Here is a 16,959-nt window from a genome sequence, read left to right as displayed (position 1 = left end):
ACGCATCGTGGTCAGCGGCTTCTCCTCCGGCGCGATGATGACCAACGTCCTGGCCGCCGAATACCCCGACGTGTTCTCGGCCGCCTCGGCCTTCTCCGGCGTACCCGCCGGCTGCTTCGCCACCACCGACGGCTCGCTGTGGAACAGCCAGTGCTCCGGCGGCCAGCTCATCAAGACCGCCCAGCAGTGGGGCGACCAGGCCCGCGCCATGTACCCCGGCTACACCGGCCGCTATCCCCGCATGCAGCTGTGGCACGGCACCACCGACACCACCCTCGCCTACCCGAACTTCGGCGAGGAGATCAAGCAGTGGACCAACCTGAACGGGCTGAGCCAGACCCCCTCCTTCACCGACCACCCGCAGTCGTCGTGGACCCGCACCCGCTACGGCAACACCGGCACCCAGGCCACCGTCGAAGGCATCAGCATCTCCGGCGTCGGCCACCAACTGCCGATGAGCGGCCAGCTCGCCTACGCCATCTCCTTCCTCGGCCTCGACAGCACCACAACGACGTCCCCCTCGCCCACCCCGTCGGCGACCCCATCGTCCACCCCCTCAGCGACCCCCACCTCCGGTGGCGGTAGCGGGCCGATCAAGGGGGCGGCCTCCGGCCGCTGCCTGGACGTGCCCGGCGCGAGCACCGCCGACGGCACCCAGGTGCAGCTGTGGGACTGCAACGGCCAGACCAACCAGACCTGGACCTCCACCTCCGCCGGCGAGCTCCGGGTGTACGGCAACAAGTGCCTGGACGCCGCCGGCACCGGCAACGGCGCCAAGGTCCAGATCTACTCCTGCTGGGGCGGCGACAACCAGAAGTGGCGCCTCAACTCCGACGGCACCATCCAGGGCGTCCAGTCCGGGTTGTGCCTCGACGCCGCCGGAGCCGGCACCGGCAACGGCACCAAGATCCAGCTCTACAGCTGCTGGGGCGGCACCAACCAGAAGTGGACCTGGACCAGATAGCCCCACTCGACACGCCTCCGGTGCGGCGCACCCCGCCGCACCGGAGGTCTCCACCCAGTGGCCCGCGCACGCTGATCCCAAGACGACACACGCGTCCGCCCGTGATCATGCCGGGGTTCCGCGAAGGTCCGTGACGACCCCGGCGGGATCAGGGGCGGAGCTGCTCGTGGGCCGTGCCGTGCCACTCGACGAGCAGCACACTGGCGTCGTCGTGAAGCCGGTTGTCGTGATATTCCATCACGGTCCGGATCAGGCGGCGCAGCGTCTCGGGCACCGGCAGCCCGGCGGCGTTCTGCCGGATCATGAACTCGACGAACCGGCCCAGCCCGAACTCGCCGCTGTCGGGGCTGCGCATCTCGGTGATGCCGTCGGTGTAGAGCAGGATCCGGTCGCCGGGCTCCAGTTGCTCCCGGCACAGCGTGACGGGCAGGCCGAGGTCGAGTCCCATCGGGTGGGCGGGCGGGCACTTCAGGGTGGAGATCCAGCGGCCACTGCGGATCAGCACCGGCGCGTGGTGACCCCGGTTGACCCAGGTGAACAGACCGGTGTGGAGGTCGAGATCCCCGATGACCGCCGTGACGAAGCGGTCGCCCCGGCCGAACTCGTCGATCAGAACCCGCTCGATCGCCTCGCTGTTGCGGGCCAGGCTCATGCCCTGCCGCCGATGGTTGCGGCAGGCGGCCACCGCGAGGTTCGCGGTCAGCCCGGCCGACACGTCGTGACCCATCGCGTCGAAGATTCCCACGTGCGCATGGGCGCCGGAGGTGGAGTAGTCGAAGGCGTCGCCGCCGATCTCGTACGCCGGCTCGAGCACGGCGCCGATCGTCACCGAGGGGGTGGCGAAGGTCAGCGGCGGCATCAGGTTCCACTGCATCTCGGCCGCCACGTTCATCGGGCGGCTCCGGACGAGGCGTGCGTGGCAGTCGCTGAACGAGCGTTTACTGACGACGATCAGCGCGACGAGGGACGCGATGTGCCGCATGCGCTCCTCGACATCGTCGCCCTCCGACTCGGGGATCATGTGGAGCAGGCCGAGGCGCTCGGTGCCGTCCAGCAGGGGGACCCACCACTGGCCGGGGGAGTCGCCCTCGGGGCCTCCCCGCAGCAAGCGGACCTCCTGCAGGGCGCGCCCGGCGAGCGTGGTGTCGATCTTCAGCTCCTCCGGCTGGGCGTCCTCTTCACCGTGGCCGCACAACCGGCGCAACACGCTCTGCTGGAGGTCGGCCAGGTAGACGCCGATCTCCTCGAAGCCCGCCTCGCGTTTGTGGCGGTCGATCAGCGACGGGATGTCCTCGAACGCCACCAGATGGCTGGCCTCCAGCATGCCCGCCAACGCGCGCAACAGCCCACGATCATGAGAAGGGGGGATGCCCTGCTCCATCTGCCCACCCCCGTGGTCCTTCATCACCTACCCACGATGCGCCACTACCCGCGAGGTTCGAGCCGGAACACCATGACATTTTGGGGAACGAATTACCTCAGTCGCGGGCGAACTCGGCGACCCAGCGGCGCACCGGCGGGGTCTCGTCGTCGTACACGTCCCGCACGCGCACCGGGCGCAGCCCGCCGGTCGCGAACGCGTCGATCTCGGCGCGGGTGAGGGGCCAGGGCATCCGCCCCTCCGGGTCGCTCTCCTCCCGCGCGCGGGCGACCACCAGCAGCGTGCCTCCGGGCGCGACCAGCGAGCCGGCCGCGCGGACGGCCCGCTCGCGCAGGTCGCCGCGCAGCACCTGAACCGTGTAGATCTCCACCACCAGGTCGTACGCCTGCCGCCACTCCTCCGGCGGGGCGAGCAGGTCGGCGGCGACGTACCGGACGGAGGAGCCGGGGAAGCGGCTCGCGGCGGCCCTGACGGCGGAGGGCGAGACGTCGAAGGCGGTCACCGCCCACCCCAGGCCGGCCAGGTATTCGGCGTCGTCGCCCATGCCGCACCCCACCACCAGCGCCGCGCGCCCCTCGCCGGCACGGCCGCCGGCCCACTCGACCAGGCGCGGGTTGGGCAGGTGGTCCGCCCAGGGGACCAGGGCCTCGCCCCGCTCGGCCGCGGAGTACAGCGGCTCGAACCAGCCGAGCGGATCGCCGTTCTCCACGTGCGCCGCGGCCAGTCGCCGGACGTACTCGCGCTGCTCTTCCAAGGTCTCGCCGGACATCGCTCTCCTTTGCCCCGAATCGGGTTCCAGCGGCAGCCTCTCACGAACCCGGCGGCCGCTCAGTCGAAGAATCGGGCCAGCCGCCGCTCGCAGGCGGGCTCCCGGCCGTCCTTCGCCGGAACGAGGTCCGCGAAGACCGTGGACTCGTCGCGCGTGACCAGCAGCGGATACCAGAACCGGCCCGCGTCGTCGGGCCGGCACAGGTGCTTGAACGTCTGTACGTCGATCAGCCGGACGTGCGTGGGGTCGGCCACCGCGTTGACGTGCCGCCACCAGGGCGCGAGGACGTGCAGCACGCCGCCCGGCCGCAGCACGCGGTGGCACTCGCGCAGCAGGGGCAGGTAGTCGGCCAGGTGCTCCAGCACGTGCACCACGAAGATCTGGTCCACCGACTCGTCCGCCAGCGGCACCCCGTACGCCAGGTCGGCCAGCACGTCGACCACCGGGCCGGGGCGCAGGTCGACGCCGATGTTGTCGCCATGCTGCTTGGTGCCGCCGCAGCCGAGATCGACGACCCGGGGCGGGGCGCCGGCCACCCGCACCCGGTCCCACACCGCCAGCACCCCGGCCAGGCGGCCGAGACGCTCGCGCAGCACGGCGAGGTCGGCGGCGGCCGGCACGTCGCCCTCGGCGTGCGCCACCCCGCCGTCGAAGCGGACCCGCACGTCCAGGCCGCGAAGCCGGGGATCGTGCGCCAGGAGGTCGGCCGCCGCCTCCTCGAGGTCCCGGTCGACCAGGTCACGCCGACGCCTGTCCATGCCGTCCACTCCTCGCTCCGATCACCTGTCGTCTACCCCCGGGAGGCCGAAGCGTACGCATGACGGGTCTTTGCGAGGATGAATGAAGGCCATACGACGGGGGCAGGTGAGCGGTCATGCGTGATCCGCGGGCCGGGGGGACCGGCGGACAGCGGAGAGGACACGTGGGAGGAGACGCGGACGTGGTGGCGGACAGATCCGGAGCGCAGGATGCGAGGGGCACCTCCCCCGAGCCGCTGACACCGGAACCGGACGACGAGGGCCTGGAGGCGATGATCGGCGGTGTGTCCGACATCGAGACGCCGGCCGCCGAGACGCCGCCGGCGACCGGCGAGGAGTCGGCGATGCCCGAGCCCGAGCCCGATATCGGCCCGACCTCCTGAGCCGGCCAGACTCCTCGCGGATGAGACGGCCGCCGGGGCGGACCCGGGCGCTGGGCTCACGCGTCACGCGTCGAGCAGTTCCACCGTGCCGCGTGCGCCGTCCACTCTGATCCGGTCGCCGTCGCGCACGCGCATGGTGGCGTTGCCGGTGCCCACGACGGCGGGGATGCCCAGCTCGCGGGCCACGATGGAGGCGTGCGACAGCGGCGCCCCGACGTCGGTGACCACGGCCGCCGCGCGCGGGAACAGCGGCGTCCAGCCCACGTTGGTGAGTGTGGTGACCAGGATCTCGCCGGGCCGGAGCCGATCGCCGTCCTCGGGCCGGGCGATCACCCTGGCGACTCCCTCGACCACGCCGGGCGCGCCGGGGAAGCCGGTCACGGTGTCCCCGGCCGGGAGGGCGGAGCCGCGGGCGTCGTAGACGTCGGCGCGCCTGCCGGGGTCGGCCGCCCAGCGGACCGGGTCGAACCGGCCCACAATGAGCGTCGGGTACGGCGGGAGCGCCGCGTACATCTCGTACGTCGCACGCCGGACGGGCACCCGCTCCAGCGGGGTGGCGTCGCCGCGGAGCACGGCGAGCAGCTCGTCCAGGTGGAGGTGGAACAGGTCGTCGCCGTGGCCGGTCAGCTCGCCGGCCCGCAGGACGAAGGCCCGCAGCACCCAGAACGCGCGGATGACCTCCGACCTGGTGGCCTCGCGGTCGCGCACCACCCCGGCCCAGCGCTCGACCCTGGCCCGCATCGCGGCCTCCTGGCGGGGGTGGCGCCGGGCGAACCGCGCCCACGCCTCCTCCCTGGCCTTGCGCTGCCGGGCCAGCAGGCCGTCCGCGTCGGCCCGCATGTCCCGCAGCACCGCGAGCTGGGCGTCGATCCAGGCGGGATCCTCCCCGGGGCGCGGGACCGACACCTCGAACTCGTGCGGGCCGCGGTGGCCGTAGAGCCTGGCGAAGGTCTCCCTGGTGATCTCGCCCGTGGCCAGCCGGCTCAGTCCCGTGATCAGCCCGAGGCTGGCCAGCTCGCCCTCGCCGCTCGCACCCGTCAGCATGGCTTCCGCGTCGGTCTCGCCCACCATCGTGCGCAACCTGTCGCGGGTGAGGACGAGCGTGCTGCCACCCTGCCGCCCCGCGGCCTCCAGCATGCGGCAGGCCGTGACGAAATGCGGCTCGACGGCCCGCGACCACAGGTCGGCCAGTTCCGGCGCCGACGAGGTGGACCGGATCGCGGCGCGCAGCTCCTCGCACCGCTCCAGCGAGGTGGCCAGGAAGTCGCGCATGCCCCTGAGGTTGACCCTGACCTTGCGCTGCATGCGGACGGCCAGGGGCAGCACCGCCGTGATGATCCGCAGGCGCGACATCTGGAGCGGCGGCACGTCCAGGCCCGGCGGCAGCCTGCCGAAGACCTGCTCGATCGCGCCGAGCCTGCTCCGCATGCCGAACGCTCGGGCGACGGAGACGGCGATGCTCAGGTTCATGTAGAGACGGCCGCCGATGTTGCCGACCAGGTCGAAGCCGGGCAGCGTGGCCGCCGACATGGCCTCGTCGATGAACAGGCGGACGAACGACCAGGTGACGGGCGTCATGACGTCGGGGATGGCCTCGCCGAGGTTGCCGGACGTCCACAGATAGTCGCCCTTGAGGCTGTCGTTCCACTCCTCGACCTGCGGCGCGGAGCCGGTGATCGGGCGGGCCTGGACGACGGCGAACGCGCCGGCGCGCCGGACCCATTCCACGTCCATCGGCGTGCCGTACAGCGCCTGGAGGCGCGCGCCCAGCTCGGCGAGCGCCAGGGCCTGCGACCCGGTGAGGACGGGGGCCTGGCGCATGTCCTCGGGGACCGGCTCCTCACGGGTGCCGCCCGGTATGCGGACGGTCATGACCGTCTTGTCGCCGGTCCGCTCCTCGACGACCGCGCCGCCGGTGACGACGATCGAGTCGGGAGTGACGTGGCCGCCGACCACGGCCTCGCCCAGGCCCCACGACGCGTTGATCACCGTCCTGTTCCGAGCGCCGGTGACGGGGTCGGCGGTGAACATGACGCCCGCCGCGTCGGCGTCCACCAGTTCCTGGACCACGACGGCCAGGGCGACGTCGTCGTGCGGCACACCGTTCTGTTCGCGGTAGGCGATGGCGCGGGCGTTCCAGAGGGAGGCCCAGCACCGTTTCACCGCGTCCAGCAGCCCGTCGGCCGTGACGTTGAGGAAGGTGTCCTGCTGCCCGGCGAACGACATGCCGGGAAGGTCCTCCGCGGTGGCGGACGACCGTACGGCCACCGGGACGTCGTCGCCCAGCGCCGCGTGGGCGGCGCGGATCTCGGCGGCGATCGGGCCGGGAACCTCGCGCCCGGCGAACAGGGCCTCGATCCGCTCGGCGTCGCCCGCCGCGGCGGCGGCCAGCGTCTCCTCGCGGAAGTCCGCCACGAAGGCCCGGTAGGCCTCGGTGGTGATGTGGAAGCCGCCGGGGACGGGCAGCCCCGCCCTCGCGAGGGCGGCCAGAGAGGCGCCCTTCCCGCCCACCGTGGCGAGGTCGGCGCCGGCATCGTCCAGGGGGATGACAGCCCTCATGTCATACGCTCCTCGAAGGGCTCAGGGAGTCCGCCAGCTTGCGCCGGGCGACGTCCGCGATCGTGTCGAGATAGTCGAGGGTGGCCCGCTCCACGGCGCGTACGGCGTCCTGCGGCAGCGCCCGTCCGGTGCCGATGGCGCGCTCGATCATGTCGGCGAGCAGCGCGGCGAGCCGCTCCTCCGGCGGGGGCCCGCCGGGGAGCAGCCACGGCACGGTGAGGAACCCGTACATGATCGAGCCGATCACCAGGACGTGGTCGCCCGACAGGTCTCTGGCCGCGCCCCAGGCGGTCAGCTCGGCGTAGTACGCGTCGAAGGCCTCGCCCAGGTTCATCGCGCCGGGGCCGTGCCGCTTCTCTCGGACGAGCTTGCCGAGCACCTCCGAGTCGCCGACCAGCGCCGCCTTGAGCAGCGGACGGCGCAGCAGGCCCGCGGCGATCCCGGCGAACAGCTCGCGCGGGGTGGTGGGACCGCTCCGCCGCATCTCCTCGAGCATCCACACGCGCTCCCGGCGCAGCAGCGCGGCGAAGAGCGCGTCGCGCGTCCTCCAGTGCAGGTAGATCGTGCCCTTGGCGACACCGGCCTGCCTGGCGACGTCGTCGATCGTCGTCTTGTCGTAGCCCCAGCGGCCGATCAGCTCCGCTGCGGCGTCGAGGATGCGGTGCGCCCGCTCCACCTGGCGCGCCGGATCCTGCGGGGGCCGTCCCACCCTGGTCATCCGCTCTTCTCTCATTGTTTGACCGGATAACACTATTTGGTCATAGAACTGAGCGCAAGAACTCACGGGGCTGCCGATGCCAGGGGGTGGCCGGGCGCGCGGTGCTGATCCCTAGCTCGCGGTGTAGCCGAGCCGGCGGGTGGCGTAGGCGCGGATGGCGCTCGCCAGCCAGGGGGGAAGGAGCGGGTCGATCTCCTCGATCATGGCCCGCTGGCCGGGGTTGCCGGTCACGACGTCGGCGAGCGCGTGGTAGGCGGCCGCGTCGGCGGGCCACAGGAGCCGAATGCCCTGGTAGTGCTCGGACATGAGGTCCAGGACCGCGATGCTGTCGGGGGCCAGGCCGCCCGAACGTGCTTCGGACAGCCGCCGGAGCAGCCGTCGGCCGTGCGCCGCCGCCTGCTCGTGCTCCTGGCGGGTCCACCGGCCCGTCACCGCGTCCGCGGCGGCGAAGTGCTTGCCGGCGTCGGCCCCGTACCGGGCCTCCAGGTCCTGGCGGAGCTCGTCGCGCCGTCTCGCGAGGCCGGTGAAGAACTCCTCCTCGCTCAGGTGCGCCTGGCCTGTGAGGTCGGCGATGGTGCGGTCGACGGTCCGGATGACCTCGTCAAGGCGGTCGCGCTGGGAGAGGAGATCCTCACGGTGCCGTCGCAACGCGGCGACGTCGTCCCCGTCGCCGTCGAGGAGCCCGTTGATCCGGGCGAGCGGGACGCCCAGCTCCCGCAGGAACAGGATCCGCTGCAGGCGGAGCAGCTCCCGGCGCCCATACCAGCGGTAGCCGTTGCCGGCGGTGCGGGCGGGGCGTAGCAGCCCGATGTCGTCGTAGTGCCTGAGCGTGCGAGGGGTGAGGCCGGACATGCGGGCGACCTCGCTGATGGAGTGCTCCACGCCCGCACCCTAATCGCTGGACCTTCTCGTTACGTCAACTTCTACCGTCGTCGGCATGAGCACGCATCAGCCCTTCACCATCGCCGGTGTCCGCGTCTTCAGCGGCGGAGGCCTGATCCCCGGTGTGACGCATGTCCGTGTCCGCGACGGCCGTATCGCCGCTGTCGGGAACGAGTCCGTGACACGGCCGGGCGACGCGGTCGTCGACGGCTCCGGCGGCACCCTCCTGCCCGGCCTCGTCGACGCGCACGTCCACCTGCTCCCGGGGTGCACGCAGTTGGCGGCCGTCTTCGGTGTGACGACGGTCGTCGACATGTTCAGCAAGTCCGAGACCATCGATCCCGAGCGTGCCGCGGTCGCCGCCTCGGAACACGGCCGGGGACCCGTCCTCGCCGACATGCGCACATCGAGCGTGGGCGCGACCGCTCCGGGCGGGCACCCGACGATCGCGTACGCGCCCTTTCCCTACGTCACCGGACCGCTGGACGCGGCGTCCTTCGTCGCCGGCAGGGTCGCCGAGGGGGCGACGCACATCAAGGTGATCTACGATGACGGCTCGGGCGCGATGCTCGACATTCCCGCGCTCGACGTCCGGACGATCGAGGCACTCGTGGCCGCCGCCCACAAGCGCGGACTGCCGGTGGTGGCGCACGCCTCGTCGGCGGCAGGGGCCGTGACCGTGGCCCGGTGCGGCGTCGACGTCCTGGCTCATGCGCCCTTCGACCGCATGACGGACCGCCAGATCGGCGACGTGGCCCGGTGCGGCGTGGCCGTCATCGCGACGCTGAGCATCATCGACGGCTTCCCGGATGAGGACGGCGTCATGCCACTGCTCGCGCAGCCGCACCTGGCGGGGCGGCTGAGCGCCCGGTGGCGGCGGGTCGTCGAACGTCAGGCCAGGCGGTGGATGCCGCCCGAGCCGCCGGACGGCGCCGCCCAGCGGTACAACGCCGTGGCGTTCCTGGAGTCGGGCCTGCGCGTGCTCGCCGGCACCGACGTGCCCAATCCCGGGCTGGTGTTCGGCGCCAGCCTGCACCGGGAACTGCAGCATCTGGTCGGCGCCGGGTTCACCCCGGGCGAGGCACTGGCCGCCGCGACGGCGGCGCCCGCCGAGGTCTTCGGCATGGCCGATCGGGGTGAGATCGCCGAAGGGCGCCGGGCCGACCTCGTCCTCGTCGGCGGCGACCCGACGGCCGACATCACGGCGACCCAGCGGATCCGGGACGTGTGGGTGCTCGGCCGGCGTGTCGATCCTCGCGCCTACGCCGGCGGTGAGGCCGAGCGCGAAGGCGTGCGCTGGCAGCGGGATTCGGCGGAGAAGATCGTCAAGGCGATCGGGGAGAACTGGCCTGCCTTCCCCGCGCCGCACGAGGTGCGGCGGGACGACGGGGAACTGCTGGGCCGGGTGGTGCCGACGGCCGGCGGCTGGCAGGCTGTGACGATCTTCGGTGTGCCGCTCGGCGGCGCGGGCGACCAGGGCGACGCTGTCCGTACGCTGCATGTCCGGGGGCTCGCCTGTCTGTCGGAGCCCTGGTGGGCCCGCGTCGGTGACGACCCCGCCTGGCGGGAGGCCAGGATCGTCGAGGCCGCCCCAGGCCGTGTCCGGCTGCGCTGGAGCGACCCGATGGCCGATCAGCCGCCGTCCGGCGAGTGGTTCGGCCTCGACGACCTGGACCTGTCGCTGGACCGGCCCGCCGGCTGACCTGGCCTCAGCCGGCGGTGGGCTTGATCCAGTCGAGGGCGCGCTCGACCGCCCGCCGCCAGTTGTCGTACTCGTCCTCGCGCCGTTTCGGGTCCATCGCCGGCGTCCACTGCGCGGCGCGGTGCCAGTTGCGCCGCAGGCCCTCCAGGTCGGGCCAGTAGCCGACGGCGAGCCCGGCGGCGTACGCCGCGCCGAGGGAGACGGTCTCCGCGACCATGGGCCGGACCACCGGCACGTCCAGCACGTCGGCGATGAACTGCATGAGCAGGTTGTCTGACGTCATGCCGCCGTCGACCTTGAGCGTGGTGAGCGCGATGCCCGCGTCGGCGTTCATGGCGTCCACCACCTCGCGGGTCTGCCAGCCCGTGGCCTCCAGCACGGCGCGGGCGAGGTGCCCCTTGGTGATGTACGAGGTGAGCCCGACGATGACCCCACGCGCCTCGCTGCGCCAGTGGGGCGCGAACAGCCCCGAGAAGGCCGGGACGATGTAGCAGCCGCCGTTGTCGTCGACCGTGCGGGCCAGGGTCTCGATCTCCGGGGCGGTGCTGATGATCCCGAGCCGGTCCCTGAACCACTGCACGAGCGCACCGGTGATCGCGATGGAGCCCTCCAGGGCATACACCGCGGGCTGGTCGCCGATCTGGTAGCCGACCGTGGTGAGCAGGCCGTGGGTGGAGGCGACCGGCTCGGTGCCGGTGTTGAGCAGCAGGAAGGCGCCCGTGCCGTAGGTGCACTTGGCCTCGCCGCGGTGGAAGCAGGTCTGCCCGAACAGCGCGGCCTGCTGGTCGCCGAGCGCCGCGGAGATCCGCACCCCGGGCAGCACCCGCCGGGCCACGCCGTACGTCTCGCTGGACGGGCGGATCTCCGGCAGCATCGCGCGGGGGATGCCGAAGAAGCCGAGCAGGACCGGGTCCCAGTCGAGGTCGCGCAGGTTCATCAGCAGCGTTCGGCTGGCGTTGGTCACGTCGGTGACGTGGACGCCGCCGTCCGGGCCGCCGGTGAGGTTCCAGATGAGCCAGCTCTCCATCGTGCCGAACAGGACCTCGCCGCGCTCGGCGCGCTCGCGCAGCCCGTCGGTGTGGTCCAGCAGCCAGCGGACGGTGGGGGCGGAGAAGTACGTGGCCAGGGGCAGGCCGCAGCGCTCGCGCACCACGTGCGCGTCGGGGCGCCGGGACAGCTCGTCGACCAGGGTGTCGGTCCGGGTGTCCTGCCAGACGACGGCGGGGGTGACCGGGACGCCCGTGCGCCGGTCCCACAGCACCGTCGTCTCCCGCTGGTTGGCGATGCCGACGGCGGCGACCTCGCCGGGCCCGATGCCCGCGTGGGCGAGCGCCTCCGGGCCGATCCGCTCCAGGTTGCGCCAGATCTCGACGGCGTCGTGCTCCACCCAGCCGGGACGCGGGAAGTGCTGCTTGTGCTCCCGCTGCGTCACCGAGACCAGCCGGCCGCGCTGGTCGAACAGGATGCACCGGGTCGAGGTGGTGCCTTGGTCGATGGACATCACATAACGCTGGGTCACGGCGGCCTACCTTCGGGCGGCGGATGCGGTGTGGGGGGTGGGGAGGGTCACCAGCGGGAGGCGCCGAGGTCGCGGGAGACGGCCCGCGCCGCGTCGCGCACATAGCCCACCAGCTCGGGACGGGGACGACCGCCGGAGTCGCAGATCCGCTCGGTGGCGCCGGAGATGCCCATCGCGCCCACCACGAGTCCCCCGTACCCCCTGATGGGGGCGGCCACCCCCGCCTCGCCCATGCCGGCCTCGTCGACGTCCGACGCCCACCCGTGCTCGCGCACGGTCGCGAGCATCCGCGACATCTCCCTGCGCGTCCGCACCGTGCGGCGGGTGAACTGCTCCAGCTCCCCGTCCTGTACGGCGTCCTGTTGTGCGGCGGCCGCGTTGGCGTCGTAGGCGAGCAGCACCTTGCCGATCGCCGTGGCGTGCATGGGCAGGAGCATGCCGACGTCGAGCGTCTGCAGGCTGTCGTCGGGCCGGAAGACGTGGTGGACGACCAGGACCTTGCCCTGGAGGTGGGTGCCGATCCGCACCGCCTCGCCGCTACGCGCGGCCAGGGCGTCGGCCCAGTTGATCGCCCGCGAGCGGAGCTCGTTCACGTCGAGGTAGCTGGTGCCCAGGTGCAGCAGCGCCGCGCCGAGCTGGTACTTGCCCGTCGCCTCGTCCTGCTCGACGAAGCCGACGAGCTGGAGGGTGCGCAGGATGCCGTGCGCCGTGCCGCGGGCCAGCCCCAGGGAGTTCGCGATCTCGGTGAGGCCGAGCCGCCCCGATCCCTGGGCGAGCAGCCGCAGGATCGCGGCGGCGCGCTCGATGGACTGGACCGGACCTGGCACGCCCCGGATCCTAGCCAGCTCGGACGGTGTTCGACAATGCCGACACCTGGTCGGGCGTGGCGCGCTGAGCTGCTGAAATATCTTTTGTCGTCGGACGGGTTTGCGCGAAATGTAATTGTTCGCGTCATACCCGGGGAGCGTAGTACGACGGTCGGAATGTGACCAGTGTTCGACAATGCCGACGATCATTCGTTGACGCTCCCTTGGGCGCCGTTTAACGTCCGGACGACCGGCAGTGCTCACAACGAGCACTTCGGGGACGTGACGGGCGTGGTCAAGGAGGAGACACATGGCGGAAGGGCGAAACGAGCGGCGGCTGCTCAATCCGTTCGCGGGTGAGCTCGCGGCCGAGTTCGCGGGCACGGCGATCCTCATCCTGTTCGGCGTCGGCGTCGTTGCGCAGGTGGTGGCGGGCGGCATCGGCGACCACGACAGCATCGCGTGGGCGTGGGGCCTGGGGGTGACCCTCGGCGTCTACACGGCCGCGCGCCTCAGCGGCGCCCACCTCAACCCGGCCGTCACGGTCGCCCTCGCCGTCTTCAAGGGCTTCTCCTGGCGGAAGGTCCTGCCGTACGCGCTGGCGCAGACCGCGGGCGCCTTCGTGGCGGCGCTGCTCGTCCGGTGGAACTACGCCGAGGTCCTGGCCAAGGTGGACCCCGGGCACACGATCAAGACGCAGGGGGTCTTCTCCACCCTCCCCGGCAACGGCACGCTGCCGGTCACCCAGTGGGGAGCGCTGCGCGACCAGATCATCGGCACGGCGATCCTGCTGTTCCTGATCCTCGCGATCTCCGACGAGCGCAACTCGGCGCCGCTCGCCAACCTCGCGCCGGTCATCGTCGGCCTGCTCGTGGTCGCGATCGGCATGGCGTGGGGGACCGACGCCGGCTACGCCATCAACCCCGCCCGCGACTTCGGCCCGCGCCTCGCCTCGTTCTTCACGGGGTACGGCTCGGCGTTCCGCGACCAGTACGGTGGGCTCTACTTCTGGGTGCCGATCATCGGCCCGCTGGTCGGCGGCGTCATCGGCGCCGGGCTCTACCAGCTCCTGGTCGCCCGCTTCCTGCCGCGTACCGACGCGCCCGAGCCCGGCCGCACGCCGGAGCCCGCCGCGCAGGCCGGCTGATCACCCCCAGGCCGAGACCAGCAACGCCCGGCTCACGCAAGCTCACACGAGACGAGAGGCGCAACGAGAATGGCAGACTACGTCGGCGCGGTCGACCAGGGGACGACCAGCACCCGCTTCATGATCTTCGATCACGGGGGCAACGAGGTCGCCCGCCACCAGCTGGAACACCAGCAGATCCTGCCGCAGGCGGGCTGGGTCGAGCACAACCCGACCGAGATCTGGGAGCGCACCCGGGCGGTCGTCGAGACCGCGATGCGAACCGCGGGCCTGCAGGCCGCCGACCTCGCGGCGCTCGGCATCACCAACCAGCGCGAGACCGCCGTCGTCTGGGACCGGCGCACCGGCCGCCCCTACTACAACGCCATCGTCTGGCAGGACACCCGCACCGACCGCATCGCCTCGGCGCTGGAGCGGGAGGGCAAGGGCGAGGTGATCCGGCGCAAGGCCGGCCTGCCGCCCGCCACCTACTTCTCCGGCGGCAAGATCCAGTGGATCCTGGAGAACGTCCCCGGCGTCCGCGAGGCCGCCGAGCGCGGCGACGCGATCTTCGGCAACACCGACACCTGGCTGCTGTGGAACCTGACGGGCGGCGTCGACGGCGGCGTCCACGTCACCGACCCCACCAACGCCAGCCGCACCATGCTGATGAACCTGGAGACGCTCGACTGGGACGACGAGCTGCTGTCGTTCTTCGGCGTCCCTCGCCAGATGCTCCCCGAGATCCGGCCCTCCTCCAACCCCGACCTGTACGGCGTGACCCGCGCCGGCGGCCCGCTCGGCGGCGAGGTCCCCCTTTCTGGCGACCTCGGCGACCAGCAGGCCGCGACCGTCGGGCAGGTCTGCTTCGAGCCCGGCACGGCCAAGAACACCTACGGCACCGGCAACTTCCTGCTGCTCAACACCGGCACCGAGCTCGTGCGCTCACAGCACGGCCTGCTCACCACGGTCTGCTATCAGTTCGGCTCGGCCAAGCCCGTGTACGCCCTGGAGGGGTCGATCGCGGTCACCGGCTCGGCCGTGCAGTGGCTGCGCGACCAGCTCGGCATCATCTCCGGAGCGTCGCAGAGCGAGGCGCTCGCCCGGCAGGTCGAGGACAACGGCGGCGTCTACTTCGTGCCGGCGTTCTCCGGCCTGTTCGCGCCCTACTGGCGGTCCGACGCCCGAGGCGCCATCGTCGGCCTGTCCCGCTACAACACCAACGCTCACCTGGCCCGCGCCACGCTCGAGTCGATCTGCTACCAGACCAAGGACGTGGTCGGCGCGATGGAGCAGGACTCCGGCGTCGTCCTCGACGTGCTGCGGGTGGACGGCGGCGTGACGGCCAACGAGCTGTGCATGCAGATGCAGGCCGACATCCTCGGCGTCCCGGTGTCGCGTCCGGTGGTGGCCGAGACCACCGCGCTCGGCGCCGCGTACGCCGCCGGGCTCGCCGTCGGCTTCTGGAAGTCCACCGACGACCTCAAGCGGAACTGGCACGAGGACCGCCGCTGGGAGCCCACCTGGAGCGACGAGCAGCGCGAGCGCGGCTACGCCGGATGGCGCAAGGCCGTCCAGCGGACGCTCGACTGGGTCGACGTCGACTGAGCCGGCTGACAAAACGAGGGAGTCAACACCGATATGTCTGTACCCATGGGTCCCCGCGCTCGGGAGGCGGCGCTGCGGAGGCTGGCCGAGGACGAGTTCGACGTCCTGGTCGTCGGCGGCGGGGTGGTCGGCGCCGGGGTCGCGCTCGACGCGGTCTCGCGCGGTCTGTCCGTCGCGCTGGTGGAGGCCCGTGACCTCGCGGCCGGCACCTCGAGCCGGTCGAGCAAGCTGATCCACGGCGGGCTGCGCTACCTGGAGCAGCTCGACTTCCGGCTGGTGCGGGAGGCGCTCAGGGAACGGGGCCTGCTGGTGACCCGGCTGGCCCCGCACCTGGTGCGTCCGGTGCCGTTCCTTTTCCCGCTGCGTCACCGCGTGTGGGAGCGCGGCTACGTCGGCGCGGGCGTGCTGCTCTACGACACGCTCGGCGGCGCCCGCGCGCTGCCGCGGCACCGCCAGCTCAGCCACAGCCGGGCCCTGCGCGAGGCTCCCGGCCTGCGCAGCGACGCGCTCGTGGGGGCGATCCAGTACTACGACGCCCAGGTCGACGACGCCCGCTTCACGATGACGGTGGCCCGCACGGCCATGCAGTACGGCGCGTGCGTCACCACCCGCACGAAGGTCACCGGGTTCCTGCGCGACGAGTCGCCGGACGGAGGGGCGCGGGTCACCGGCGCGGTGGTGCGCGACCTGGAGGGCGGCGCCGAGCTGCACGTGAGGGCCCGCCAGGTGATCAACGCCACCGGCGTGTGGACCGACGAGATCCAGCGGCTCGCGGGGGCGTCGCCGGGCTCGCGGGGGTCGGTGACCGTCCAGGCGTCCAAGGGCGTGCACCTCGTCGTGCCGAGGGAGAAGATCCGCCTCGACACCGGGCTGATCCTGCGCACCGAGAAGAGCGTGCTGTTCGTCATCCCCTGGGGTCCGCACTGGATCGTCGGCACCACCGACACCCCCTGGGACCTGGACAAGGTCGAGCCGGCCCCCACCCGGGCCGACATCGACTACATCCTGGAGCACGTCAACGCCGTGCTGCGGACGCCGCTCACCCGCGACGACATCGAGGGCGTCTACGCGGGCCTGCGCCCGCTGCTGGGCGGGTCGGCATCGGGGTCGGAGACCGTCAAGCTGTCCAGGGAGCACGCGGTCATCCGGCCCGAGCCCGGCCTGGTCATCGTCGCGGGCGGCAAGTACACCACCTACCGCGTGATGGCCAAGGACGCCGTCGACGTCGCGGTGGCCGGTCTCGGCCAGAACGTGCCCGCGTCGGTCACCGACCGCGTCCCCGTCCTCGGGGCCGCGGGGTTCGAGGCGCTGCGCAACAACAGGCGCCGCCTCGCCGGGCGCGCGGGGCTGCCCGTCGCGCGCGTCGAGCACCTGCTCGGCCGCTACGGCTCCTGCGTCGAGGAGGTGCTCGCGCTGATCGAGGCCGATCCCGTCCTGGGCGAGCCGATCCCCGGTGCGGAGGGCTATCTCAAGGCCGAGGCCGTGTACGCGGTCACGCACGAGGGAGCGCTGCACCTGGAGGACGTCCTGGTCCGCCGCACCCGGGTCTTCATCGAGGAGCGGGACCACGGGCTCGCGGCGGCCCCCGAGGTCGCCGCGCTGATCGCGCCCGCCCTCGGCTGGGACGACGACCGGGTGCGCACGGAGATCGACGCCTACCGCTCCGGCGTGGAGGCCGACCTCGCCGCGCAGCGTGAGATCGACGACGCCGCCGCCAACGCCGTACGGCTCACGGCAGCCGCCCCGGCACGGCACGTGGCCTAGAGATCAGAGGCGGCGGCCCC

At 72.4% G+C, this 16,959-nt stretch carries 14 protein-coding genes; 6 read left to right on the top strand and 8 right to left on the bottom strand.

Annotated features, from left to right (window positions below; all coding sequences use genetic code 11):
* Positions 1 to 964: ricin-type beta-trefoil lectin domain protein (locus tag HHX35_RS44035; RefSeq protein WP_182902852.1), on the top strand; the 964-nt coding region annotated here is incomplete at its 5' end.
* 148 nt (positions 965 to 1,112) lie between these two features.
* Here the strand turns inward: HHX35_RS44035 and HHX35_RS34585 are convergent.
* The 3 genes from HHX35_RS34585 to HHX35_RS34575 all read right to left on the bottom strand — a co-directional run bounded on the left by HHX35_RS34585 (position 1,113) and on the right by HHX35_RS34575 (position 3,872).
* The gene (locus tag HHX35_RS34585) at positions 1,113 to 2,369 is read right to left on the bottom strand and encodes a PP2C family protein-serine/threonine phosphatase (protein WP_259405677.1); all 1,257 of its coding nucleotides are present in this window, start codon (positions 2,367 to 2,369) and stop codon (positions 1,113 to 1,115) included.
* Between the two features lie 73 nt (positions 2,370 to 2,442).
* Positions 2,443 to 3,114: a bifunctional 2-polyprenyl-6-hydroxyphenol methylase/3-demethylubiquinol 3-O-methyltransferase UbiG gene (locus HHX35_RS34580; protein WP_182902851.1), complete on the bottom strand. Its 672-nt coding sequence runs from the start codon at positions 3,112 to 3,114 to the stop codon at positions 2,443 to 2,445.
* Positions 3,115 to 3,173: 59 nt separating this feature from the next.
* The gene (locus HHX35_RS34575; protein WP_182902850.1) at positions 3,174 to 3,872 is read right to left on the bottom strand and encodes a methyltransferase domain-containing protein; all 699 of its coding nucleotides are present in this window, start codon (positions 3,870 to 3,872) and stop codon (positions 3,174 to 3,176) included.
* A 182-nt stretch (positions 3,873 to 4,054) separates the two neighbouring features.
* Between HHX35_RS34575 and HHX35_RS34570 the strand changes: the two genes are divergently transcribed.
* Entirely contained in the window at positions 4,055 to 4,255 is a 201-nt protein-coding gene (locus HHX35_RS34570; RefSeq protein WP_142566371.1) for a hypothetical protein, read from the top strand.
* A 63-nt stretch (positions 4,256 to 4,318) separates the two neighbouring features.
* On the opposite strand, the gene HHX35_RS34565 is transcribed toward HHX35_RS34570, so the two are convergent.
* From HHX35_RS34565 to HHX35_RS34555, 3 genes are all read right to left on the bottom strand, one after another.
* Positions 4,319 to 6,814 carry a PEP/pyruvate-binding domain-containing protein gene (locus HHX35_RS34565; RefSeq protein WP_182902849.1) on the bottom strand — a complete coding sequence of 832 codons (2,496 nt, stop codon included), beginning with the start codon at positions 6,812 to 6,814 and terminating at the stop codon, positions 4,319 to 4,321.
* Position 6,815: 1 nt separating this feature from the next.
* The gene (locus tag HHX35_RS34560; RefSeq protein ID WP_182902848.1) at positions 6,816 to 7,532 is read right to left on the bottom strand and encodes a TetR/AcrR family transcriptional regulator; all 717 of its coding nucleotides are present in this window, start codon (positions 7,530 to 7,532) and stop codon (positions 6,816 to 6,818) included.
* A 111-nt stretch (positions 7,533 to 7,643) separates the two neighbouring features.
* Positions 7,644 to 8,414 (bottom strand): MerR family transcriptional regulator, encoded by a 771-nt coding sequence (locus tag HHX35_RS34555; RefSeq protein WP_182902847.1) that lies wholly within the window; start codon positions 8,412 to 8,414, stop codon positions 7,644 to 7,646.
* A 55-nt stretch (positions 8,415 to 8,469) separates the two neighbouring features.
* Here HHX35_RS34555 and HHX35_RS34550 point away from each other — a divergent pair, with 55 nt between their 5' ends.
* Complete coding sequence (locus tag HHX35_RS34550) at positions 8,470 to 10,116, top strand: amidohydrolase family protein (protein ID WP_182902846.1); 1,647 nt, start codon at positions 8,470 to 8,472, stop codon at positions 10,114 to 10,116.
* 7 nt (positions 10,117 to 10,123) lie between these two features.
* Here HHX35_RS34550 and glpK (HHX35_RS34545) read toward each other — a convergent pair whose 3' ends face one another.
* Positions 10,124 to 11,635 (bottom strand): glycerol kinase GlpK, encoded by a 1,512-nt coding sequence (gene glpK / locus HHX35_RS34545; RefSeq protein ID WP_182902845.1) that lies wholly within the window; start codon positions 11,633 to 11,635, stop codon positions 10,124 to 10,126.
* A gap of 47 nt (positions 11,636 to 11,682) precedes the next feature.
* Positions 11,683 to 12,462, bottom strand: a complete 780-nt coding sequence (locus HHX35_RS34540) for an IclR family transcriptional regulator (protein ID WP_182902844.1) — start codon at positions 12,460 to 12,462, stop codon at positions 11,683 to 11,685.
* A gap of 289 nt (positions 12,463 to 12,751) precedes the next feature.
* Here HHX35_RS34540 and HHX35_RS34535 point away from each other — a divergent pair, with 289 nt between their 5' ends.
* The 3 genes from HHX35_RS34535 (at position 12,752) to HHX35_RS34525 (ending at position 16,939) form a co-directional block, all read left to right on the top strand.
* Positions 12,752 to 13,588, top strand: coding sequence for an MIP/aquaporin family protein (locus tag HHX35_RS34535; RefSeq protein ID WP_182902843.1), 837 nt, complete (start codon positions 12,752 to 12,754; stop codon positions 13,586 to 13,588).
* 69 nt (positions 13,589 to 13,657) lie between these two features.
* Positions 13,658 to 15,175, top strand: a complete 1,518-nt coding sequence (gene glpK / locus HHX35_RS34530) for a glycerol kinase GlpK (protein ID WP_182902842.1) — start codon at positions 13,658 to 13,660, stop codon at positions 15,173 to 15,175.
* Between the two features lie 45 nt (positions 15,176 to 15,220).
* On the top strand, positions 15,221 to 16,939 hold the full coding sequence (locus tag HHX35_RS34525) for a glycerol-3-phosphate dehydrogenase/oxidase (RefSeq protein WP_220506224.1): 1,719 nt from the start codon (positions 15,221 to 15,223) through the stop codon (positions 16,937 to 16,939).
* Positions 16,940 to 16,959: the final 20 nt, after the last annotated feature.

The organism is Microbispora sp. H10830 (genome assembly GCF_014161375.1).
Lineage (GTDB): Bacteria > Actinomycetota > Actinomycetes > Streptosporangiales > Streptosporangiaceae > Microbispora > Microbispora catharanthi.
This window is presented reverse-complemented; position numbering and strand designations above follow the sequence as displayed.